At 66.1% G+C, this 20512-nt stretch carries 22 protein-coding genes and 1 tRNA gene (1 of these 23 only partly in view); 9 read left to right on the top strand and 14 right to left on the bottom strand.

Features of this window, described 5'->3' with window-relative positions:
* From DM450_RS16815 to DM450_RS16785, 7 genes are all read right to left on the bottom strand, one after another.
* On the bottom strand, window positions 1–354 hold the start of the coding sequence (locus tag DM450_RS16815) for a sulfite exporter TauE/SafE family protein (protein WP_260609943.1). The gene continues 441 nt to the left of window position 1, outside the view; the window shows 354 of its 795 coding nt (coding positions 1–354); the start codon lies at window positions 352–354; its stop codon lies off the left edge, out of view.
* 132 nt (window positions 355–486) lie between these two features.
* Window positions 487–3066: a TonB-dependent receptor gene (locus DM450_RS16810; RefSeq protein WP_142636720.1), complete on the bottom strand. Its 2580-nt coding sequence runs from the start codon at window positions 3064–3066 to the stop codon at window positions 487–489.
* Between the two features lie 120 nt (window positions 3067–3186).
* Complete coding sequence (locus DM450_RS16805) at window positions 3187–3399, bottom strand: YezD family protein (protein WP_142636718.1); 213 nt, start codon at window positions 3397–3399, stop codon at window positions 3187–3189.
* Between the two features lie 162 nt (window positions 3400–3561).
* Window positions 3562–4002 (bottom strand): RrF2 family transcriptional regulator, encoded by a 441-nt coding sequence (locus DM450_RS16800; protein WP_142636716.1) that lies wholly within the window; start codon window positions 4000–4002, stop codon window positions 3562–3564.
* 134 nt (window positions 4003–4136) lie between these two features.
* Window positions 4137–4625 (bottom strand): hypothetical protein, encoded by a 489-nt coding sequence (locus tag DM450_RS16795; protein ID WP_142636714.1) that lies wholly within the window; start codon window positions 4623–4625, stop codon window positions 4137–4139.
* 12 nt (window positions 4626–4637) lie between these two features.
* Complete coding sequence (locus DM450_RS16790; protein ID WP_142636712.1) at window positions 4638–5423, bottom strand: SDR family NAD(P)-dependent oxidoreductase; 786 nt, start codon at window positions 5421–5423, stop codon at window positions 4638–4640.
* Between the two features lie 60 nt (window positions 5424–5483).
* The gene (locus tag DM450_RS16785; RefSeq protein ID WP_142636710.1) at window positions 5484–6311 is read right to left on the bottom strand and encodes an alpha/beta fold hydrolase; all 828 of its coding nucleotides are present in this window, start codon (window positions 6309–6311) and stop codon (window positions 5484–5486) included.
* 208 nt (window positions 6312–6519) lie between these two features.
* Here DM450_RS16785 and DM450_RS16780 point away from each other — a divergent pair, with 208 nt between their 5' ends.
* On the top strand, window positions 6520–7470 hold the full coding sequence (locus DM450_RS16780; protein WP_242526299.1) for a GlxA family transcriptional regulator: 951 nt from the start codon (window positions 6520–6522) through the stop codon (window positions 7468–7470).
* A 49-nt stretch (window positions 7471–7519) separates the two neighbouring features.
* Here the strand turns inward: DM450_RS16780 and DM450_RS16775 are convergent.
* Window positions 7520–7596 (bottom strand) — tRNA-Arg (locus DM450_RS16775).
* Between the two features lie 136 nt (window positions 7597–7732).
* On the opposite strand from DM450_RS16775, the gene DM450_RS25895 reads away from it, so the two are divergent.
* From DM450_RS25895 to DM450_RS16735, 8 genes are all read left to right on the top strand, one after another.
* Window positions 7733–8296 carry a hypothetical protein gene (locus tag DM450_RS25895; RefSeq protein ID WP_185928640.1) on the top strand — a complete coding sequence of 188 codons (564 nt, stop codon included), beginning with the start codon at window positions 7733–7735 and terminating at the stop codon, window positions 8294–8296.
* Between the two features lie 29 nt (window positions 8297–8325).
* Entirely contained in the window at window positions 8326–8886 is a 561-nt protein-coding gene (locus DM450_RS16765) for an MmcB family DNA repair protein (RefSeq protein WP_142636706.1), read from the top strand.
* A gap of 315 nt (window positions 8887–9201) precedes the next feature.
* Window positions 9202–10776, top strand: coding sequence for a DEAD/DEAH box helicase (locus DM450_RS16760; RefSeq protein WP_142636704.1), 1575 nt, complete (start codon window positions 9202–9204; stop codon window positions 10774–10776).
* A gap of 102 nt (window positions 10777–10878) precedes the next feature.
* The gene (locus tag DM450_RS16755) at window positions 10879–12135 is read left to right on the top strand and encodes a murein hydrolase activator EnvC (RefSeq protein WP_260609941.1); all 1257 of its coding nucleotides are present in this window, start codon (window positions 10879–10881) and stop codon (window positions 12133–12135) included.
* Between the two features lie 184 nt (window positions 12136–12319).
* Complete coding sequence (locus DM450_RS16750) at window positions 12320–13717, top strand: S41 family peptidase (RefSeq protein WP_185928639.1); 1398 nt, start codon at window positions 12320–12322, stop codon at window positions 13715–13717.
* A gap of 9 nt (window positions 13718–13726) precedes the next feature.
* On the top strand, window positions 13727–14233 hold the full coding sequence (locus DM450_RS16745; RefSeq protein WP_142636700.1) for a disulfide bond formation protein B: 507 nt from the start codon (window positions 13727–13729) through the stop codon (window positions 14231–14233).
* Window positions 14234–14237: 4 nt separating this feature from the next.
* The gene (locus tag DM450_RS16740) at window positions 14238–14750 is read left to right on the top strand and encodes a demethoxyubiquinone hydroxylase family protein (RefSeq protein ID WP_142636699.1); all 513 of its coding nucleotides are present in this window, start codon (window positions 14238–14240) and stop codon (window positions 14748–14750) included.
* A 127-nt stretch (window positions 14751–14877) separates the two neighbouring features.
* Complete coding sequence (locus DM450_RS16735; RefSeq protein WP_142636697.1) at window positions 14878–15468, top strand: hypothetical protein; 591 nt, start codon at window positions 14878–14880, stop codon at window positions 15466–15468.
* Between the two features lie 72 nt (window positions 15469–15540).
* Here DM450_RS16735 and fabI read toward each other — a convergent pair whose 3' ends face one another.
* The 6 genes from fabI to purE all read right to left on the bottom strand — a co-directional run bounded on the left by fabI (window position 15541) and on the right by purE (window position 20511).
* The gene (fabI, locus tag DM450_RS16730) at window positions 15541–16344 is read right to left on the bottom strand and encodes an enoyl-ACP reductase FabI (RefSeq protein WP_142636695.1); all 804 of its coding nucleotides are present in this window, start codon (window positions 16342–16344) and stop codon (window positions 15541–15543) included.
* Window positions 16341–17231, bottom strand: coding sequence for a YihY/virulence factor BrkB family protein (locus DM450_RS16725; protein WP_242526301.1), 891 nt, complete (start codon window positions 17229–17231; stop codon window positions 16341–16343). The genes fabI and DM450_RS16725 overlap by 4 nt, the downstream gene beginning before the upstream one ends.
* Window positions 17232–17502: 271 nt before the next feature.
* Window positions 17503–18435: a bifunctional riboflavin kinase/FAD synthetase gene (locus tag DM450_RS16720; RefSeq protein WP_185928638.1), complete on the bottom strand. Its 933-nt coding sequence runs from the start codon at window positions 18433–18435 to the stop codon at window positions 17503–17505.
* Between the two features lie 12 nt (window positions 18436–18447).
* The gene (locus DM450_RS16715) at window positions 18448–18933 is read right to left on the bottom strand and encodes a dihydrofolate reductase (RefSeq protein WP_142636693.1); all 486 of its coding nucleotides are present in this window, start codon (window positions 18931–18933) and stop codon (window positions 18448–18450) included.
* An 8-nt stretch (window positions 18934–18941) separates the two neighbouring features.
* Window positions 18942–20006, bottom strand: a complete 1065-nt coding sequence (locus tag DM450_RS16710) for a 5-(carboxyamino)imidazole ribonucleotide synthase (protein ID WP_142636691.1) — start codon at window positions 20004–20006, stop codon at window positions 18942–18944.
* A gap of 19 nt (window positions 20007–20025) precedes the next feature.
* Window positions 20026–20511: a 5-(carboxyamino)imidazole ribonucleotide mutase gene (gene purE / locus DM450_RS16705; protein WP_142636689.1), complete on the bottom strand. Its 486-nt coding sequence runs from the start codon at window positions 20509–20511 to the stop codon at window positions 20026–20028.
* Window position 20512 lies beyond the last annotated feature (1 nt).

The following is a 20512-nucleotide window of genomic DNA, read 5'->3' as shown; positions in this document are numbered from 1 at the left end:
ATAGAGCATGATATAGGGGCGGGCGAGCGAGGCATCGATGTTCGACAATACATAAGCGCCCAGAATCCCCCCCGCCACACCGAAGGGGACCAACCGCTTGAACAGGCCCCAGTCGACATTGCGGTGGACGATATGACTCGCTCCCGAGGCCCCGGTCGTGAAGATCTCGACAAGGTGGGTACTGGCCGACGCCGCAGCCGGGGCCATGCCGAGCACGCTCACCAGCATCGTCTGGGAAATCACCCCAAAAGCCATGCCGAGCGCTCCGTCGATCACTTGCGCTGCAAAGCCGACGATCACGAAAGGCAGGAAATCGTCAAAACCCATTCCGGGAGCGATACCGAGATCGAACATGAGGTGGTCCTCCTTGTTCCGCAGACGCATTTTCGCAGCGGGCGGGTCCGCCTGACCGCAGCGAAATTGCCGAAATCCAAAACGGCGGAGCCGTCGATACGATCCAGCCGGACCGACGGCTCCTGCTGAAGATCAGAAGTTGTAACGGATGGTGCCGCCCCAGGTTCGCGGGTCACCCGGAAGACCAGCGATCAGGCCGGTATTGCTCGGCCCGACAAAAAGCTGGTCGAAGTAATTCTGATCAAAGGCATTACGTACCCAGCCGTAGATATCGAATCCGCTATCGGTACGGAAGCCCAGACGGAAGTTCGAAAGACTATAGCCGTCCACCCAGGTATAGGCCGAAGGCGAAGGGTTCGACGAAAAGTTCGAACGATAGCTGCCGTCATAGCCGAAGTAGACTTCGCCTTCCTGCTTCAGCAGGGTGACCGGGGTATTCGCCTCGAAGCCGAACGAGAGGGTCCACTTCGACACGCCCGGCAGCCGCTGGCCGGAAATGTCGCAATTGGCAGGGCTGAGGCTGTTCGGAGTGCCCGCCGCGCCCGGCGTCTGGGTGCCGGTGGCCACGGTGCCGCCTGACAGTTCCGGCGGGCACGGCGCGTCGGTGAACTTGCGGTAGGTGGCGTCGGTGTAGGAGCCGTTGACGTAAGCATTGAATCGCTCGCTCGGACGGACCGAGAAGTCCCATTCCACACCCTGCGAGCGCACCTTCTGGGCATTGGCGAGATAACCGCGCAGCACCCCGTACTGGCCGTTGCTGACATTGGCCTGGTAATTGCCGACATCGGTGCGGAAGATCGACAGGTTGAAGGTCGCGCGGCGGTCCCAGAACTGGGTCTTGATGCCGGCCTCGTAGTTGTGGACCGATTCCGGCTTCACCGTCTGGGCCGCAAGGATCGGGTTGTTCGAACTATCGACCGGCACGCCGTTCTGGTTGATGCCACCCGACTTGAAGCTCTTGGCATAAGTCGCATAGACCAGCACGTCCGGCGCGACCTTGTAGCTGACGTTGAAATCATAGCTGAAGTTCCAGTCGCTGAACTCGGGCGAGATTTCCTGCGGCGTGTAGATCGCCAGCTGCGCGCTCTGCACGGGCGTGTAGGAACTCTGGCCGAGCAGCAGTTCGCTGCCCTGCCCATCAAACACCCGGCGCTGGTAATAGCCTTCCTTCTTGTCGTAGTTGAGGCGCACGCCCGGCTGCACCGTCAGTTCCGGGGTGACGTGCCAGCTCAACTGGCCGAACAGCGCGGCGCTGGTGTTCTTGAGATACTGGCTGTTGTAGGCGACCAGGCCGTCGAGAACCGCAGGGTCGCAGGCCAGCTTGTTCGACGTGGTAGGTCCGCAGCCCGAGGAGCCCGGCGGGACCTGTGCGACGGTCCCCGGATTGATGTTCCAGCGGCTGGCCGCCGAGCCTTGCGATTCGGTTCCCTGCGTGTCGATCCGCTGGTAGAAGCCGAAGGCGCCGACCACGAAATCGAAGTGCTTGCCGCTATAGTTGTATCGCAGCTCCTGCGTGTACTGGTCCTGCTGCGAGGGATTCTGCGAGAGCGCGACGATCGGCAGGCCAGTGAAATCGCGGTCGTTCGAGGGATCCCAGTCCCAGAAGCGCCAGGCACTGATCGAGGTCAGCGTGCCGGCCCCGAGGTCCCACTTCACCCGCACCGAAGCGCCGCCGATCTTGTTCTTCGCCTTGAGCGGCGTGTCGAGATCGGTGAGGCGATCGAACGGGTTGGTGCTGACCGGCGTATAGCCGAGCGCGGCGGCGAGCGCCGGGAACTGGCGATTGGCGGCGCGCTGGGTCGGGCCGTAACCGACATAGACCGAGCCGCAGCAATTGGCGTCCTGGGTACTGTAGTCCCCCGCCAGCGTGATCGACAGCGCATCGGCGGGTTTCCAGAGCAGCTGGCCGCGCAGGCCGATATTGTCCTGGCTCTGGATCCACTGGCTGGTCGTCACGTTGTAGATCGTGCCGCGGCGATCGGTGGTCGAGGCCGCGAGGCGGATCGCCACGGTATCGGACAGCGGGCCGGAGACGGCAACCTTGGCCTGCTTGAAGTTGTAGTTGCCGATCGACACCTCGGCCTTGCCCTGGAAGTCGAACGTCGGCTGGTTGGTGGTGATGTTGATGGCGCCGGCGGTGGTGTTCTTGCCGTAAAGCGTCCCCTGCGGGCCGCGCAGCACTTCGATCTGGGAAACGTCGAGGAAGTCGAACGTGGCCGAGGCGACACGCGCGTTGTAGACATCGTCGATATAGATGCCCACGCCCTGCTCGATGCCGTCGTTGGTGAGACCGAACGGCACGCCGAGGCCGCGGATGTTGACCGCCGTGTTGCGCGGGTTCGACGAATAGAACTGGAGCGTCGGCGTCAACTGCTGGAGACGGCCGACGTTGAAGGCCCCGGTGGAATCGAGATGCTCGCCGCCGACCACCGAGATTGCCAGCGGCACGCTCTGGCTCGATTCCTGTCGGCGGCGCGCCGTGACGAGAATCTCGCCGCCACGATCGTGCGCGCCGGTGCCGACCGATGTGGGCGATTCCTGCTCGGCTTCGCCAGCGACTTCGCCAATGGCTTCGCCAGTGGTTTCGACATTGGCGGCGGCCGTTGGCGCCGCCGTTTCGCTGGCCAGCGCGGGTGTCGCGACCAGCAGCGTGAACGTCAGGCAGGCAAGCGGAAGCGGAGCCGGTAGCGGCCCGCTGAATTGGCGTCTCATGAAATCCCCCTTGATGAGTCGTATGGCTTGGGGCCTTACATCCGGGGGTCCGGTCTGTTTGGCTGACTTGGCTTGATCAGATCTTGGCCGATAACCGGGATTCGGCGCGGCAGCGCACGCTTAAGAAGCGAAGCGCTTGCGTTCCGTTATGTCGAGCTGGACCAGCTTGCCGTCGTGGACGGTCATCTGGATCACGCCGTAACGCATCCGGTCGAGAGCCTCGGCAACCACCTGCAACGGCGCCACCTTGGGCTGTGCGCCATCACGGTCTCGCGCGACGTCCCTGGCCAGGTGCAATCCCGATCGCTGGGTATCCGTTGACGGTTGAGCCATTGCGAATCTTCCTCCGAGCGCGGCTTTTCCTGGCCGCCGACCCATGCATATTCTCAACTTAAAAAGTAGACAATAGGCAAAGGCGGAAGGTTCTCGTTTTCGCGCCCAAGCAAAATCTATTTACGCCGAAGCGATACCTGCACGGCAGGCAGAAGGGCGCGGTCAGGCCTCTTCGTCGGCCTGCGCGGGGACCAGTTCGATCTTGTCGGAAAGCCGGACGCCGTCGAGCAGGTCGGCGGTGCGGTCCCGTACTTCCAGCATCAGTGCCCGGGTTCGACAATCACCTTCCTCGAGGCAGTTCTTGCACTTCTCGTGCGCGAACCGGCTGGCGCAGGGCACCAGCGCCAGCGATCCGCGCATGATGCGGATGAGATCGCCGTAGGTGATGTCGATCGGCGGCACCGCCAGCCAGTAGCCACCATCCTTGCCGCGCTGGGAATCGACGATGCCGAAACGGGTGAGTTCCGAAAGGATCGTCGTCAGGAACTTGGCAGGGATATTCTGCGCCTCGGCGATCTGCGCCAGTTGGACAGGGCCTTGTCCGAAGTTGTCGGCAAGGTGCTGCATGGCACGGATGGCATAGCGGGTTTTCTGCGAAAGCACCCTGTTCTCATGCCGCAAGGCCGGGCGGCTCTCAAGGTGGCCAAGGGTATGATTCGGGCTTTCTTACCCTGCAAGGTTGGGAATTCGGTGGAAAGCTGCCTCCGCGCCCGTCGGAAGGTCCGCGCGGCGTGTTTTCAGCCCTGCGTCGCCGCGCGAAGCGCACACCGGCCCAGGCCGATCATGCTCCCCAGCACCGCCACTTGCACCGCAAGGAACGGCGGCTCGGTTCCCGAGGGTGCCAGCGCATGAAGCGCGGGAACCTTGAGGAAGGCCTGGGTCACGAAGGCCAGCAGGTTGAGATAAAGCGCGGCACTGGCCGAAACTGCATAGACCGCCGCCGCCCTGCCCCTCACCCGATAGCCGTAAAAGGCAACAAGGGCCCCGATCAGCACCGGGACAGAGACCACCCCGGTCAGGAAGGCCGGGGTCGCTCCGTGAAAGGGAAAAAGGAAGCCGGTGAGCGTCGTGGCCGCCGTCGTCATCAGGAACAGGCCGGAGAGCCCGGCAAGGATGCGCCGTCCGGCGGCGAAAGCCACCATGACCACACCCCCGCTCGCGATCGCGACCAGGCTGATCGCGACATGGAGCAGGGTGAACTGGGCGATGGAAAGACCAAGGGTCATGTGCCTGCCTCCTCAGCTTGCGGCGCCGACGCCGTAGCGCGCGGCGGGTCGGGCCAGCGAGAGATTCGGCCGCAGCGCCGTGCGGGCGGCGACATAGGCCTCGTACTGCGCCATGTCAGGCAATGCGGGAATCGTCACAGTCTCGCCCATATCGAGCCCGGCGAGCGCGGCATCGACCATGTCGCCCGCCTCCATGACCATGTGCGCGGGCAAGTGCGCCATCGCCTCCTCGGTCCAGATCGCGGTACGGGTGATGCCCGGCAACACCGCCTGCACGCGCACGCCCTTGGGGCCAAGTTCGGCCGCCAGCGCCTCGCTGAAGGCGAGAACATAGGCCTTGGTGGCGGGATAGACCGCGGTGAACGCCTCCGGCATCAGCGCGGTGACCGAAGTGACGTTCACGATCGTTCCTGCCCCCCGCTCCGCCAGCCGCGGGGCGATGGCCGCCGACAGGCGTGTGACCGCACGGATGTTGAGGTCGATCATGCCCGAGAGGTAATCGGCATCGGCCCCCAGGATCGATCCTTCGTTGGCAATCCCCGCGTTGTTGACGAGGCCGACGATCGCCGCGTCGTCCCGCAGCCGTTGTTCCACGTGCAACACGTCTTCCGCCTTGGCGAGATCGGCGCCGATCACTTCCACCGAGACGCCGGTTTCCGCCTCCAGCCGGGCTGCGAGTTCGGCCAGCTTGCCCTTGCGGCGCGCAACAAGGATCAGGTCGTGGCCGCGGCGGGCCAGGCGATCGGCATAGAGCGCGCCGATTCCGTCGGACGCACCGGTGACAAGATAGGTCTTCATGGCATGGCTCCTTCTGGGAGAAAGCCCGGCGATCATCGCGGCCGCCGGATGGTCCGGGGTTCAGTTGCGAATGAAATCGAGAAGATCGCCGTTGAAGCGGTCCGCCTCGATCTGGGTAAGACCATGGCTGCTGCCCTCGTATACCTTGAGAACGGCCTGCTTGACGATCTTGACCGTTTCCAGGGCGGCGGCACCGATCGGCACGATCTGGTCGTCGTCTCCATGCAGGACCAGCGTGGGCACGTCGAACTTCATGAGGTCGGCATGGAAGTCGCTTTCCGAGAAGGCCCGGATCGAGTCGAGCTGGCCCTTGAGGCCGCCCATCATCCCCTCGCGCCAGAATTCCCGGCGCACCCCCTCGGAGATCTGCGCGCCCTCGCGGTTGTAGCCATAGAAGGGGATGGTGAGATCATGGAAGAACCGGCTACGATCCTCGTAAGTGCCCTTACGGATCGCGTCGAAGACAGCGATCGGCAAGCCGCCGGGATGGGCCTCGGTCCGGAGCATGAGCGGCGGCACCGCGCCGATCAGCGCGACCTTGGCCACGCGTGCCGTGCCGTGGCGGCCGATATAGCGGGTCACTTCTCCGCCGCCGGTCGAATGGCCGACAAGGATGACGTCATGAAGGTCCAGCGTCTCGATCAGCTGAGCCAGGTCGTCGGCATACTGGTCCATGGTATTGTCGTTCCAGACCTGGTCCGAGCGGCCATGGCTGCGGCGGTCGTGCGCGATCGTGCGGAAACCCTGCTCGGCGAAAAACACCATCTGCGCGTCCCAGGCATCGGCGGACAGCGGCCAGCCGTGCGAGAAGACGATCGGCCGGGCGTTCCTGTCGCCCCAGTCCTTGTAGAAGATGCGGGTTCCGTCCCTGGTGGTGATCGTGGTCATCGTCTATCTCCTTTTCCCGGAAGAGCGCCCCTTGCGCGCCCTCTTTGCCTTGGGTGAGACAGGAGATACGCTGCCGCTCCGAGACCCGGGATTGTCGCAGGCGACATTGAGCAGGCCGATTCCGACATTCGATCTGGATGGAGTGGGCGCGACGATGAAACCGACAGCTTCGACACGGTCAGGGTCCGGGGGACATGAAGTGGGCCTGATGCTCTACCCGGGTTGCCAGACCGCCATGGTCCACGGCATCACCGACCTCTTTGCGATCGCCTCGCACTTCTCCGTCCGCAATGGCGGCCTGGCCTTGCGCGTCAGCCACTGGGCGCAAGGCGAAGACGGCACCTTCCACCGCTGCCACGACACCGCCCCCGCCCAGCCGGGCGAACCGGCCGTCCTGATCGTGCCCGGCCGCCTCTCCGGTCCAGCGGGCCGCGACGAGGCGGCGCCTTATGCGCGCTGGCTACTCGATCGCCATGCGCGCGGCACCACCCTCGCCTCGACCTGCGGCGGCGCTTTCATCCTCGCGGCCACCGGATTGCTCGACGGACGCCCCGCCACCACCCACTGGCTTTTCGCGCAGGATCTGCAGGAGCGGTTTCCCGAGGTGCAGGTCGATTCGGACCGCATCGTCATCGAGGACGGCGACCTCATCACCGCCGGCGGACTGATGGCCTGGACGGACCTCGGCCTGCGGCTGGTGGACCGCCTGCTCGGCCCCACTGTCACCATCGAGACCGCCAAGTTCCTGCTGATCGACCCGGCCGGGCGCGAACAGCGGCACTATTCCAGTTTCGCCCCGCGCCTCACCCACGGCGACGAGGCGATCCTGAAGCTCCAGCACTGGCTGCAGGCACGCGCCGGCCGCGCCACCACGCTCGCCGAAATGGCACTTCAGGCCGGGCTCGAGGAGCGCACCCTGCAACGCCGCTTCAAGGCTGCCACCGGCCTCAAACCGAGCGAGTACGTGCAGCACCTCAGGATCGGCAAGGCGCGCGAACTGCTGGAATTCACCCGCCGCCCGATCGACCAGATCGCCTGGTCGGTCGGCTACGAGGACACCACCGCGTTTCGCCGCAGCTTCCACCGCGTGCTGGGCCTGACGCCGGGCGACTACCGCGCCCGCTTCCACAGCGGGGCCGAACTGGCGGTAGCAGCCTGAGCCACCAACCTAAAGCGGCCGGGAACAACCGTCGACGATTTAGGAGAAATGGCGCACCCGACAGGATTCGAACCTGTGGCCTCTGCCTTCGGAGGGCAGCGCTCTATCCAGCTGAGCTACGGGTGCAGTGCCGGGGCGACTAGCAGAGCACGAGCCGCCTTGCCAGAGACAAATATCGCTATCGCCCCGCAGTCCACCGGAAAATGTGATGCGGATGCCGGGTTAGCAAATTCGCAACCGCCTCTGGGCTATCGATTCGCCCATGGACGCAACCGGTTTTCCCTCGGACAATGACTGGACGACAGCCGACGGCTGGGTCGTGACCGATATCGTCAATCCCCATCATCGCCCCAATGGCAATGGCACGGTTGGCGACTGCGCCCACGGCGGCGCTGACAACTGCGCTAACGACTACATCGCCTCCTGGCCGCAGCCCTCGCAGGCGGCCGCGCCCACGGCCATGGGATCGATCGCCATCAAGTGGGCCGCCCTCCACCAGGCCGCACAGGTCGTCGCCGCGATCGCCGGAACCGATGACCACAACACCGGCCTCGAAGTCCGCGCCTTTCCCGCGATCATCCGGGAAGTCGGCGGCTGGCAATGCCGTCTTGCCGAACAGGGCATCGACGACCTCACCGCAATCATGGAACCCGGCCTCTGTGCCCTGCTCTGCGCGCTCGACCGCGGGGCCGACCCGCACGCCGCGGCGCGCTCGCTCTGGGAAGAATTCATAACCGCACGCGATGCCGTGGTCGCGCTGGTTCCGAGCGAATCGCTTCCTCTGACCGAACATTCCCTCGGCGAATCACGCCGCCTGGCGGGTTGAAAGTTCCCATTATGTTCCTATGATGCGGCATGGCCGACATCGATTCTCCCTTTTCGCCAATCAATCCGGTTCCGAGCAGTCCGATTTCGAGCAGTCCGATTTCGACCAGTCCGATTTCGAGCACGCCAGCGTCGATCACCGCCCTGGACGTCGCCCGCGGGGTTGGACGGCTGTTTGCACGCAATGACATCTGGTGCCTGCCGGAGATGCCGCTGCGCTGTGGACGGCGGGCGGACCTGATGGGCGTCGATGCCAAAGGCCACGTCATCATCGTCGAGATCAAGGTGAGCCGGGCCGACCTGCTGGGTGACGGCAAGTGGACCGACTATCTGGACTATTGCGACCGGTTCTACTGGGCCCTGCCGCCTACGCTGGACCGCGCACCGCTGGAATCCGACGCATTTCTGCCCGAACGCTGCGGCGTGATCGCGGCCGACGGCTACGATGCCGAGATCCTGCGGCCCGCCCCGCTGCACCAGCTGGCCGCCGCTCGCCGCAAGGTGGAAACCGAACGCCTCGCCCGCGCCGCCTTGCGGCGGCTGGTCACCCAGGGCGATCCGCAGACCCTGCAATGGGGCAAGGACGGATAAGATCTTCGCGAATCCGCAGGAGCACGTCGAGGCGAATCAGCGATTTGCGCCAGACCGCATTCCCCGAAAACGCAATTTTCTTGCGTTTTCCCCAGCCCTGTCCTAAATGCACGCCAAGCAACCGGCGTGTGGGCTCCATTTCCCACCGCAATCCGAGAGCAGCGTGAGGTTTCCGGCGTCCATCGCCAGAACCGGCCCGGACGAGCGGTTGCCCCTGAACCAGCTTCCTTCTTCACGCAGGGTCGCCCGAAACGACACCTAGCTCCGCGCGCCCCTTTCTGTCGGCGCGCCCGGGCTGCTTGTGAAAGTGACTTGATGTCCTATTTCTCCGAACTTGGTCTGGCCGAGCCGATTCTCCGTGCGCTCACCGCCAAGGGCTACACCGATCCCTCGCCGATCCAGCGCCAGTCGATTCCGGCACTGCTCGAAGGCCGTGACCTGCTTGGCATCGCCCAGACCGGCACCGGCAAGACCGCCGCTTTCTCGCTGCCGTCGCTGCACCGGCTCGCGGGTGATCCCAAGCCGCGCCAGAATGCCGGCTGCCGGATGCTCGTGCTGTCGCCGACCCGCGAACTCGCGGCCCAGATCGCCGAGAACATGCGCGGCTACGCCAAGTTCCTGAACCTCTCGGTCCAGTGCATCTTCGGCGGCGTGCCCGCCGGCAAGCAGGCGCGCGCACTCGAACGCGGGACCGACATCCTTGTCGCCACCCCCGGTCGCCTGCTCGACCTCATCGACAGCCGCGCGCTGACGCTGCGCCATGTCGAGATCTTCGTGCTCGACGAAGCCGACCAGATGATGGACCTCGGCTTCATCCAGCCGCTCAAGCGCGTCGCCGCGCTGCTGCCCAAGTCGCGCCAGAGCCTGTTCTTCTCGGCCACGATGCCGCAGGCGATCGCCGAACTCGGCCGCCAGTTCATCAATGATCCGGTACGCGTCGAAGTGGCGCCGCAGTCGACCACGGCCGAACGTGTCGAACAGTACGCCACCTTCATCAACCAGGCCGAAAAGCAGGCACTGCTGACGCTCAGCCTGCGCGCCGGCCTTGCCGAAGACGCCGCCGAGAAGGCCGAACACGGCGCCATCGACCGTGCGCTGGTGTTCACCCGCACCAAGCACGGCGCTGACCGCGTGGTCCGCCACCTCGTCGCTGCCGGCATCCCGGCCGCCGCGATTCACGGCAACAAGAGCCAGGCCCAGCGCACCGCCGCGCTCGGCGGCTTCCGGCAGGGCACGATCCGCATCCTCGTGGCGACCGACATCGCCGCGCGCGGCATCGACGTCTCGGGCGTGAGCCATGTCTATAACTTCGAAATCCCGAACGTGGCCGAACAGTACGTCCACCGCATCGGCCGCACTGCGCGTGCGGGTGCCGACGGTGTCGCGGTCAGCTACGTCGCGCCGGACGAGAAGCCCTATATCCGCGACATCGAGAAGCTGACCCGCGTCAAGCTGACCACGCTCGGCCTGCCCGAAGACTTCCAGAAGCAGGCCTCGCGCCTGCCCGCGCCTGCCCGCAGCGCGCCTTCCGCGCCGCAGGGCAATGGCCGCAGCGGCGGTCAGGGTGGCCGCGGCAACGGCAACGGCCGCGGCAATGGCGGCAACCGCAGCCAGCAGCCGCGTGGCGAGCGCCGCGACGGTGACACCCGTCGTGACGGTCAGCGCAGTGAAGGCCAGCGCGATGGCGGCCATCGCCATGACGGGCGCCATGACGGCCGCCGTGACGAGCGCCGCCGCGACGATCGTCCGCGCCAGGACGCTCCGCGCGGTGCCCATCATGGAGAACGCCGCGAAGGCGGCGAGGAACAGGGTGAGCGCAAGCGCAACTTCCGTCCGCGCGGCCCCAAGAGCGTCGGCTCGCACAAGGGCGCCGTTCGCCGCACCGGCTGAACAAATGCAAGAAGGGTCGCCGAGCGAGTTGCGGAGCCAGTTTCCTCCGGTTCTTGCTCCGCCCCCTTCCCGCCGGACTCGCGCTGATCTAGTCAGACGCGCGTGAGCCCGAAAAAACGCACGATCCTGGCAGCATCCACCGCTCTTGCGGCGGGTGCTGTCGTGCTTTGCGGGCTGCTTGCCGGTTCCGGACTCAGCCAGACCGGCGCCTTCGCCGTGCTCGACCCCGCGGTTGACGCCACCCGGACCCAACAGGAGATGATCGCCGCCCGCCAGGACGGCGAACGCGCCCGCCGGCGCGCCGAATTGCTCGAACGCAAGGCCCGGGGCGTTACCGAGCAGGCCGAAAAGACCGCCCGCGATGCCGCGGCGCTGGCCGCCCGCATCCAGGAAACCGAAGCCGGGATCACGGCCCAGCAAGCAAAGATCCAGCTGCTCGGCTTCCAGCGGACCGCCCTGCGCGAGCGGCTGGCGCGGCGCCAGGCCCCGCTCGTGCGGCTGACCGGCTCACTCCAGCGCCTCACCCGCCGCCCGCCGGTGCTGGCGATGTTCCGCCCCGGCTCGCTGCAGGACGCGGTCTATATGCGCGCCCTGCTCGACACGATGCTGCCCGAAGTGCAGCGCCGCACCGCCGGCCTGCGCGCCGAGATCGAACGCGGCCGCGCGCTCGAACGGCAGGCGCGGGCGGCACGCAGCGAACTGGCCGCCTCGCAGGTGCAGATGAAGGATCAGCGCAATCGCCTCGCGGTGCTGGAGACCCGCCAGCGCCTCGCCGGACGGCAGGCCAGCGGCAATGCCGCGCGCGAGAGCGAACATGCCCTGGCGCTGGCCGAAAAGGCCCGCGACCTGTCCGACCTGGTCGACGCGGTGGGCAGGCAGGGCGCGCTGCGCGCGCAGCTTTCCGCCCTGCCCGGCCCGGTCATGCGCCCCGACCGGCCCGAATCCGCCAGGGTGATCGAGGCCTCGCGGTTCGACGCCCCGCCCGAAGGCCTGCCCAGCTACATCCTGCCGGTCGCCGGACGGCTGGTCACCGGCTTCGGCGAAGTGCTGCCGGGGCAAAGCCCCGCGCGCGGGTTGTCGCTCGCCACCCGCGGCAATGCCCAGATCGTGGCACCGGCGCCGGGGCGGATCGCCTATGCGGGGGCCTACAACGGCTACGGCCGGATCGTCATCATCGAGCACGACGGCGGCTGGACCTCACTGGTCACCGGCCTTGCCCGGCTCGACGTGGCGGTCGGCGACAGCGTCGTCACCGGCGCGCCGCTTGGCGAGACCGGCCCCGGCGATCCGCGTGTGCAGGTGGAACTGCGCCGCGGCGGCACCCCGGTGAACCCGCTGCAATATGTGCGCTCGCTCTGACCCGCCGGAGCCCCCTTGCGCGAATCGCCCTAAACATGCGCGGACAGATGTCCCCGCTGGCAATTGCCGCAGCGCCCCGATAGTATGCACGGCTGACTGACACGTGCGATGCGACAGTCGACGACCACGGTCCCTGCCGGATGCGATTCACGAGAGGCGACCCAGCCGGATGAAATATAGCCCGATGAAGTTTGGCCCTACCAAGTTCGTTTCCCTTCTCCGCGCGACCCTGCTGGTTTCCGCCGTCGCCGTCCTGCCCGCCGCCACCTCCGGCCTTGCCGCCGTCGACAGCAATGCGGGCCGCGAATTCCAGAAGCTCTTCACCATCTACGAGCTGATCAAGGCCAACTACGTCGACCCGGTGGACGACAACAAGCTGCTCAAGGGGGCGATCGACGGCATGCTCGCCAGCCTCGACCCCCATTCGAACTATCTCGACGGCCCCGCCAAGCAGCGGCTCGAGACGATGATCGACGGCAATTACACCGGCCTCGGGCTGTCCGTGGTCGAGGATGACGGCGCCGTGAAGGTGGTCTCGCCGTTCAAGGGCAGCCCGGCCGACAAGGCGGGGATCAAGGCGGGTGACTACATCACCCATCTCGACGGCGTGCTCTATTACGAGCGCGATCTCGACGAGGCGGTCGAGAAGATGCGCGGCCCCGCCGGCACCTCGATCAAGCTGACGATCTTCCGCCCCGGCCGCACCGAACCGTTCGACGTGACGGTGGCACGCGGCGTCATCGAGCTTGAACCCGTGACCTGGGAACTCAAGGACGACGTCGGCGTCATCTCGGTCAACGAATTCTCGCGCGATGTCGGCAACTTCGTGAACAAGGGCATTGCCGACCTCAAGATGCAGGCGGCCAGGAAGGGGACCAGGCTGGACGGCCTCGTGCTCGACTTGCGCTCCAATCCGGGCGGTTCGCTCGACGAGGCGGTAGCGCTGTCGGACCTGTTCCTCGACCATGGCACGATCGTCTCGCAGCGCGGCCGCATCGCCAGCGAGAACCAGTATTACCGCGCCGAAACCGTGTTCAAGGGCGATGTCGTCAAGGGCATGCCGCTAGTCGTGCTGGTCGATGCGGGCTCGGCCTCGGCCTCCGAGATCGTCGCCGGCGCGCTGCAGGACCTGCACCGCGCGGTGATCATGGGCGACCGCACCTTCGGCAAGGGATCGGTGCAGTCCTACATTCCGCTCGACAAGAACAGTGCGGTCAAGCTCACCACCGCACGCTACTTCACGCCCTCGGGCCACTCGGTGCAGGAAGGCGGCATCCTGCCGGACATCAAGGTGCCGCAGCTGTCCGACCCCGACGCCCGCGCCAGGGCCGAGCGGGCCGTGCGCGAATCCGATCTGCGCAGCCACCTCATCAACGAGGCGTCGATCGACGACAAGGAACTCGAGACCGACAAGGCGGACGATCCGCGCTTCAAGGTCAGCGCCGAGGAACTCAAGAAGCGCGGCGTCACCGACTTCCAGCTCAGCTACGCGATCGACACGCTGCGCCGCACCGCCGGCAAGCCCGCGCTGGCCACCGCCGCCACTCCGGCAACCCCCGGCTCCGTCGCCCGCAAGGACTGAAGACCCGACATGACCGTATCCGTCGCAGCCGCCCTGCCCGGCACCTCCCTGCGCAGTGCCCGCCTGCTTGCGCTGGCAATTCCGGTGATCGCCCTCGGCGGTGCCTACATCAGCCAGTACGGCTTCGGCCTGCACCCTTGCGAGATGTGCTGGTGGCAGCGCTACGGCCAGATGTTCGCACTGCCCTTTGCCCTGCTCGCGTTCTTCTGGCGGCCGGTGCGCCCGCTGGTGGCCGTGGCAGCCCTCGGCATTCTCAGTTCGGGCCTCATCGGCGGATTCCACGCCGGCGTCGAATACGGCTGGTGGAGCGGGTTCACCGCTTGCACCTCCAGCACCTTCGCGCCGGGCGTCAACCCGATGGACGCGATCATGGCCGCCCCGCTGATCCGCTGCGACGTCGCCCCCTGGACGCTGGGCGGGGTGTCGCTGGCCGGTTTCAACTTCCTGCTCTCCACGCTGGGCGCGCTCACGATCTTTACGCTTCTCGGCCGCAGCGCCCCGGCCGCAAAAGGCTGACGTCATGACTTCGAAGACCGACCGCATGATCCGTGTCGACCACGCCGGCGAATATGGCGCGGTGCGTATCTATGCCGGGCAGATGGCGGTGATGGGTGCCCGTGCGCCGCATTCGACCGAGATCGCCGGCATGGCCGAGCAGGAAGCCGAGCACAAGGCGCGCTTCGACCGCCTGATCGCCGAGCGCGGGGTGCGCCCGACCCTGTTGCAGCCGGTCTGGTCGGTTGCCGGTTTCGCGCTGGGCGCGGCCACCGCGCTGATCGGCCCGGAAGCCGCCATGGCCTGCACCGCCGCGATCGAGACCGAGATCGACCGCCACTACACCGAACAGCTCGAAGATCTGGGTGACGAAGACCCCGAACTCGGCGAAGTGATCGCGCAGTTCCGCGACGAGGAACGCGAACACCGCGATGCCGCGCTGGCGGCGGGGGCCGAGCGTGCGCCCGCCTATCCGCTGCTGTTCCACGCCATCCGCCTGGGCTGCAAGGCAGCCATCAAGCTCTCGGAAAGGATCTGATTTTCCAGCGCTGCTTGAAGCCCTTGTTGATACAGGCCATGGTACGGCGGCACGCTTAAGCTACCGTTCAAGGGTCGCCGCCCCTATATCCGGGCTGCGACATACTCTCTGACTGGAGCAATTTTCGATGACGCGCCTCCTGACCTCCGCCGCCACGCTGGCCACCGCAATCGGGCTCGGCCTTGCCCTGGGCGCCGCGCCAGCCTCGGCGCAGGAAGCTTCCGCCGGTGACGAGAAGGTCAACCAGCTGATCATCTACGGCGACGATCCCTGCCCGGTCTCCTCCGACCACGAGATCACGGTCTGCGCACGCAAGGCCGAATCGGAGCGTTACCGCATTCCCGAACCGCTGCGCGGCATCGATTCGCCCAAGTCCGATGCCTGGACCAACAAGGTGCAGGCTTATGAAACCGTTGGCGCTTTCGGCAACATGAGCTGCTCGCCGGTCGGCCCTGGCGGCGCTTCGGGCTGCACCCAGAAACTGATCGACAAGGCTTATGCGGAAAAGGCCAACGGCACCGACGTCAAGTTCGGCGAACTGATCGCCGCGGAACGCCAGAAGCGCCTCTCGACCATCGACGCCACCGCCGCCGACGAGCAGAAGCGCGTCGAGGAAGCCGAAAAGGCCTACTTCGAGCAGCAGCGCCGCCAGCAGGCCCAGGCCGATGCCGCCGCCGACGCGGCCAAGACCGACACCCCGCTGCCCCGGCCCAAGTAATCGGCAGCTGCCCCCAAATGAAAAGGGCCGGAAGGATCGCTCCTTCCGGCCCTTTTCATGCCCGGATCGCGCTCAGCTCAGCGCGATGTCCGGCGCGTCTTCCTGCTTCATGCCGACGAGGTGATAGCCCGAATCGACATGGTGGACTTCGCCGGTCACGCCCGCGGACAGCTCCGAGAGGAAGTAGAGGGCCGAACCGCCGACATCCTCGATCGTGGTGTTGCGGCGCAGCGGCGAGTTGAGCTCGTTCCACTTGAGGATGTAGCGGAAGTCGCCGATGCCGCTGGCGGCCAGCGTCTTCACCGGACCTGCCGAGATGGCGTTGACGCGGATGTTCTGCGGGCCAAGGTCATTGGCCAGATACTTCACCGAGGTTTCCAGCGCCGCCTTGGCAACGCCCATGACGTTGTAGTGCGGCACGACCTTCTCGGCGCCGTAATACGTCAGCGTCAGGATCGAGCCACCCTCGCGCATCATCGGCTCCGCGCGCTTGGTGACGGCAACGAGGCTGTAAGCCGAGATGTTCATCGTCATCAGGAAGTTGTCGAGACTGGTATCGACATACTTGCCGCGCAGTTCGTTCTTGTCCGAGAAGCCGATGGCGTGGACGACGAAGTCGATCGTCTCCCAGCGGGCCTTCAGCGTCTCGAACGCGGCGTCGAGCGCCGCCATGTCCGAAACGTCGCAATCGATGAGGAAATCGCTGCCGAGGCTTTCCGCCAGCGGCTTCACGCGCTTGGCCAGCGCATCACCCTGATAGGAGAAAGCCAGCTCGGCGCCCTGTTCGTGCAGTTTCTTCGCGATGCCCCAGGCCAGGGACTTGTCATTGGCAAGGCCCATGATCAGGCCGCGTTTTCCCTGCATCAGACCGGTCATTCGTGTTCTTCCTGTGCTTCGTTGTTCTCGGCGGCCCTGTCCAGGATTCCGCCGTTGCCGCCCTTTTGCCCCGCGAGCATCTCCTGCTCCTCGCGACTGACGGTGAGGGCCGCGTTGAGTTCGGCGCCCGCAACCATCCCTAGTCCGACAAACCAGAAAAAGAAAAGCGCGATCATCACTCCGGCCAGACTTCCGTAAGTCAGATCGTAAGCGATGAAATTGCGCAACACTCTGGGCAGGACCCAGGCGGTAGTGAGCCACCACAGGACCACCAATAGCGCTCCCGGCCATTTCGGGAAGCCCTTCCCTTGGTATTGGGAGGGCGTGAGCAGGTAAAACAGCGCATAAAGCGAACCGAACAGCGTGCCCGCGGTCACCCCCCGCGACAGGGCCAGCTGGTAATCGAAACGCCCGAGGCCGGGAAACAGGTCGAGCAGCATGTCCTCGATCAGCGAAATCAGCACTTGCGAGGACAAAGAAAGCAACATCAGCAGCACCGCGCCGAAGATCACGCCGCTGGACACCAGCCGGTTGCGCCAGAACCCCCGCTTCTTGGTAATGCCATAGGCGCGGTAGAGAATGTCGCGGATCGTCTCGATCAGGCTGGTCGCGGTCCATACCCCCAGCGCGCCACCGACCCAGAGCAGCCAGCCGTGCCGCGCCCGCACCGCATCGTGCGCAACCGGGGCGAGTGCCTCGCGCACGCGCAGCGGCAGCGCCGCCAGCAGTGCCGAAATCGAACGATCGAGCTGACCCTGCTCGCCCAGTGCCGAATAGATCGCGGCAACCGCGATGCAGAAGGGAAACAGCGCGACGATGGTCATGTAGGCAAGGTTGCCGGCGTGGATGAACCCGTCCTCCCAGGTCCCCTCGATCACCCGGCGCATGATGACGAACGGACGCGCGGTCAGGTTGGGACGCGGGAAACGCGGACCACGCCCTTCGCGCCAGAGCAAGGCAGCCCGCCGTCGCGCTTCCGGTGTTGTCGGGAACGTCACGGGGGACGTCATTGGAGACGTCTCGGGGGACGTCATTCGAGACGTCACGGAAATCGCCGTCGGGGGCGGGTTCGGCGGATCGACCTGCACCGCTTCGAGATAGTCGTTCGAGCCGGGTTATTCAAATCCGATAAGGATTTGCGCCGCGACCCGCGCGTTCTCAGGCCCGATCGGCGAGCAGTTCGCGGGCCCTGTCGCAGTCGAGCGCCATCTGCGCCTTGAGCGCCTCGATGGAATCGAACTTGGCTTCGCCGCGCAGATAGTGGTGGAAGGCCACCTCGATTTCCTGATCGTAGAGATCGCCGGAAAAATCGAAGAAATGCGGCTCCAGCAGTTCCTTGGGCGGATCGAAGGTCGGGCGGATGCCCATGTTCGCGGCGCCGATCACCGTGCGGCCGCCGGGCAGATGGCCGGTGATGGCATAAATGCCGTAACGCGGGCGCAAGTAGTTCGCCATGTCGAGATTGGCGGTCGGGAATCCGATCACCCGGCCGCGCTTGTCGCCATGCTGGACATGGCCGCGAATGGCAAAGGGCCGTGTCAGCAGGCGCGCGGCGGTTTCGCAGTCACCCGCCTGCAGCGCCTCGCGAATGCGGCTGGACGAGACCGGCAGGCCGCCGTCGAGTACCGCGCCGACCGCACGCGCGGCGATTCCGAACGTGCCGCCGACGTCCTCGAGCACGCCGGGATTGCCGCTACGCGCCTTGCCGAAGGTGAAATCGTCGCCGGTGACGACACCGGCGACGCCAAGCTGCCCGGCAAGGATCTGCTCGATCCACTGCTCGGCATGCATGCCGGCCATGGCGCCGTCGAAATGGAACACCAGCATGGCGTCCGCGCCCGCTTCGCCGAAGAGTTCCTGCCGCTGGTCCAGCGTGGTCAGGCGAAACGGTTCGGCCTCGGGCTGGAAATGGCGCACCGGATGCGGATCGAACGTGGCGACGATCGCCTTGCGGCCTTCGGCGCGCGCCCAGCGGATCGCCTCGCCGACAACGGCCTGATGGCCGAGGTGGAATCCGTCAAAATTGCCCAGCGCCAGCACGGCGCCGCGCATGTCTTCGGGAAAGGGCTCACGGTTGTCGAGGCGAATCATGTCGTTTCGGGCCTATAAGTCGCGCTCGAGCGTCACGAAAGCATGGGCGGGGCGGTTACCGTCCGCCCTATGCTCTTCGCGCGCGATCTCGCGCCATTCGCTGCCGGGACGGGGCATGAAGGTATCGCCTTCATAGTCCCCGTGGATCTCGGTCAGTTCGATGCGGTTCGCCAGGCCTGCAAAGAGGCCGTAGATTTCCGCGCCGCCGATCACCGCGACCTCGCCCTCGCCTGCCAGTTCCAGCGCTTCGTCGACGCTATGGGCAACTTCGGCGCCTTCAGCCTGCCAAGCTTCGTCGCGCGTCAGCACGATGTGACGGCGGCCGGGCAGCGGCGAAGGGAAGCTGTCGAAGGTCTTGCGGCCCATGATCATGGGTTTTCCCATCGTCAGCGCCTTGAACCGCCTGAGGTCGGCCGGCAGGTGCCAGGGCAGAGCCCCGTCGCGCCCGATCGTGCCGTTTGCGGCGCGCGCATAGACAAGGAAGATGTCCTGAGCCAAGTCGCCGTTCAGTCCTGCGAGAAGGAGAGGCGCGTCACGTGCCCCATCTTGCGGCCGGGGCGCGCCGCACCCTTGCCGTAGAGGTGGAGGTGATTGGCGGGATCGGCCAGGATCGCCGGCCAGGCATCGGCCTCGTCGCCGATCAGGTTGCGCATTTCGACCGCGTCGGCTGCCAGCGCGGTGCTGCCCAGCGGCAGCCCGCAGATCGCACGCACGTGGTTCTCGAACTGCGAGGTCACCGCGCCCTCGATGGTCCAGTGCCCCGAATTGTGCACGCGGGGCGCCATCTCGTTGAACACCGGGCCGTTTGCGGTGGCGAAGAATTCGAGCGTGAGCACACCGACGTAGCCCAGCGCCTCGGCCACTTTCGCGGCCAGTGCGCGGGCGGCGGGAACCTGTTCCAGAATCGCGGCCGGTGCGGGAACCGTGCTGACCGCAAGGATACCGCTCTCGTGGACATTCTCGGCCGAATCGAAATAGCGGATGTCGCCATCGGCGCCCCGGCACAGGATCACCGAGAATTCGGCGAAGAAGGTGACGAATCCTTCGTAGATCAGCGCCTGGGCCGGAAGCTCGAGGCCTTCGGCATCTTCCGGCGTCATGATCCGCCACTGGCCCTTGCCATCGTAGCCGTCGCGCCGGGTCTTGAGGATGCCGGGGGTGCCGATCTCGGCCATCGCCGCGGCCAGATCAGCGGCATTGTCGACCGCAAAGAACGGGGCAGGCGTGCCGCCAAGCTCGGTGACGAAGCGCTTCTCGTTCAGCCGGTCCTGCGCGGTTTCCAGTGCGAGGGGCCCCGCCAGCAGCGGAGTCGCCCCCAGCGCCGCCAGTGGGGCGACCGGCACGTTCTCGAACTCGTACGTGACGACGGCGCAGTCGGCGGCGAACTTCGCCATCGCCTCGCCATCGTCCCAGGCAGCGCAAGTGAAGGCCGCGCTGACTTCGGCGGCGATCGAATCGGCCTCAGGCGCATAGATATGGCAGCGGTAGCCCAGCTGCGCTGCCGCCATCGCGATCATCCGGCCAAGCTGGCCGCCGCCGAGAATGCCGATGGTTTCGCCGGGGGGAATCATGACGCCGTTACTCGATCTATCAGGAAGGACGGATTGCCACGCTGTCGGTCTGCGCGGCCCGGAAAGCCTTGAGCCGCTGCGCCAGCGCCTCGTCGGTGGTGGCCAGGATCGCGGCGGCCAGCAAACCGGCGTTGGCCGCCCCCGCTTCGCCGATGGCCAGCGTGCCGACCGGAATGCCGGCCGGCATCTGCACGATCGAGAGCAGGCTGTCCTGTCCCGACAGCGCCTTGGACTGCACCGGCACGCCCAGCACCGGCAAGTGCGTGAGCGCGGCGACCATACCCGGCAGATGCGCGGCGCCGCCGGCACCGGCGATCACCACCTTGAAGCCTTCGTCGGCCGCGCCCTTGGCGAAATCCACCATGCGCTCGGGCGTGCGGTGGGCGGAGACGATGCGGGCGTCATAGGCGACGCCCAGCTTGTCGAGCATCTCGGCAGCCTTGCCCATGGTCGGCCAGTCGGACTGGCTGCCCATGATGATGGCGACCGGCACCACGGCGCTCATC

The sequence above is a fragment of the Sphingomonas sp. IC081 genome, from assembly GCF_006874585.1.
Taxonomy (GTDB): domain Bacteria; phylum Pseudomonadota; class Alphaproteobacteria; order Sphingomonadales; family Sphingomonadaceae; genus Novosphingobium.
The sequence above is the reverse complement of the archived record's forward strand: the minus strand, read 5'-3'. Positions and strand labels throughout refer to the sequence as shown.

Bases quoted from the DNA above. Each gene is read 5' to 3' on its own strand.
- DM450_RS16810 (WP_142636720.1), bottom strand. From the start codon at position 3,066: ATGAGACGCCAATTCAGCGGGCCGCTACCGGCTCCGCTTCCGCTTGCC.
- DM450_RS16805 (WP_142636718.1), bottom strand. From the start codon at position 3,399: ATGGCTCAACCGTCAACGGATACCCAGCGATCGGGATTGCACCTGGCC.
- DM450_RS16795 (WP_142636714.1), bottom strand. From the start codon at position 4,625: ATGACCCTTGGTCTTTCCATCGCCCAGTTCACCCTGCTCCATGTCGCG.
- DM450_RS16790 (WP_142636712.1), bottom strand. From the start codon at position 5,423: ATGAAGACCTATCTTGTCACCGGTGCGTCCGACGGAATCGGCGCGCTC.
- DM450_RS16785 (WP_142636710.1), bottom strand. From the start codon at position 6,311: ATGACCACGATCACCACCAGGGACGGAACCCGCATCTTCTACAAGGAC.
- DM450_RS16780 (WP_242526299.1), top strand. From the start codon at position 6,520: ATGCTCTACCCGGGTTGCCAGACCGCCATGGTCCACGGCATCACCGAC.
- DM450_RS25895 (WP_185928640.1), top strand. From the start codon at position 7,733: ATGGACGCAACCGGTTTTCCCTCGGACAATGACTGGACGACAGCCGAC.
- DM450_RS16765 (WP_142636706.1), top strand. From the start codon at position 8,326: ATGGCCGACATCGATTCTCCCTTTTCGCCAATCAATCCGGTTCCGAGC.
- DM450_RS16760 (WP_142636704.1), top strand. From the start codon at position 9,202: ATGTCCTATTTCTCCGAACTTGGTCTGGCCGAGCCGATTCTCCGTGCG.
- DM450_RS16750 (WP_185928639.1), top strand. From the start codon at position 12,320: ATGAAGTTTGGCCCTACCAAGTTCGTTTCCCTTCTCCGCGCGACCCTG.
- DM450_RS16745 (WP_142636700.1), top strand. From the start codon at position 13,727: ATGACCGTATCCGTCGCAGCCGCCCTGCCCGGCACCTCCCTGCGCAGT.
- DM450_RS16740 (WP_142636699.1), top strand. From the start codon at position 14,238: ATGACTTCGAAGACCGACCGCATGATCCGTGTCGACCACGCCGGCGAA.
- DM450_RS16735 (WP_142636697.1), top strand. From the start codon at position 14,878: ATGACGCGCCTCCTGACCTCCGCCGCCACGCTGGCCACCGCAATCGGG.
- fabI (WP_142636695.1), bottom strand. From the start codon at position 16,344: ATGACCGGTCTGATGCAGGGAAAACGCGGCCTGATCATGGGCCTTGCC.
- DM450_RS16725 (WP_242526301.1), bottom strand. From the start codon at position 17,231: ATGCGCCGGGTGATCGAGGGGACCTGGGAGGACGGGTTCATCCACGCC.
- DM450_RS16720 (WP_185928638.1), bottom strand. From the start codon at position 18,435: ATGATTCGCCTCGACAACCGTGAGCCCTTTCCCGAAGACATGCGCGGC.
- DM450_RS16710 (WP_142636691.1), bottom strand. From the start codon at position 20,006: ATGATTCCCCCCGGCGAAACCATCGGCATTCTCGGCGGCGGCCAGCTT.
- purE (WP_142636689.1), bottom strand. From the start codon at position 20,511: ATGAGCGCCGTGGTGCCGGTCGCCATCATCATGGGCAGCCAGTCCGAC.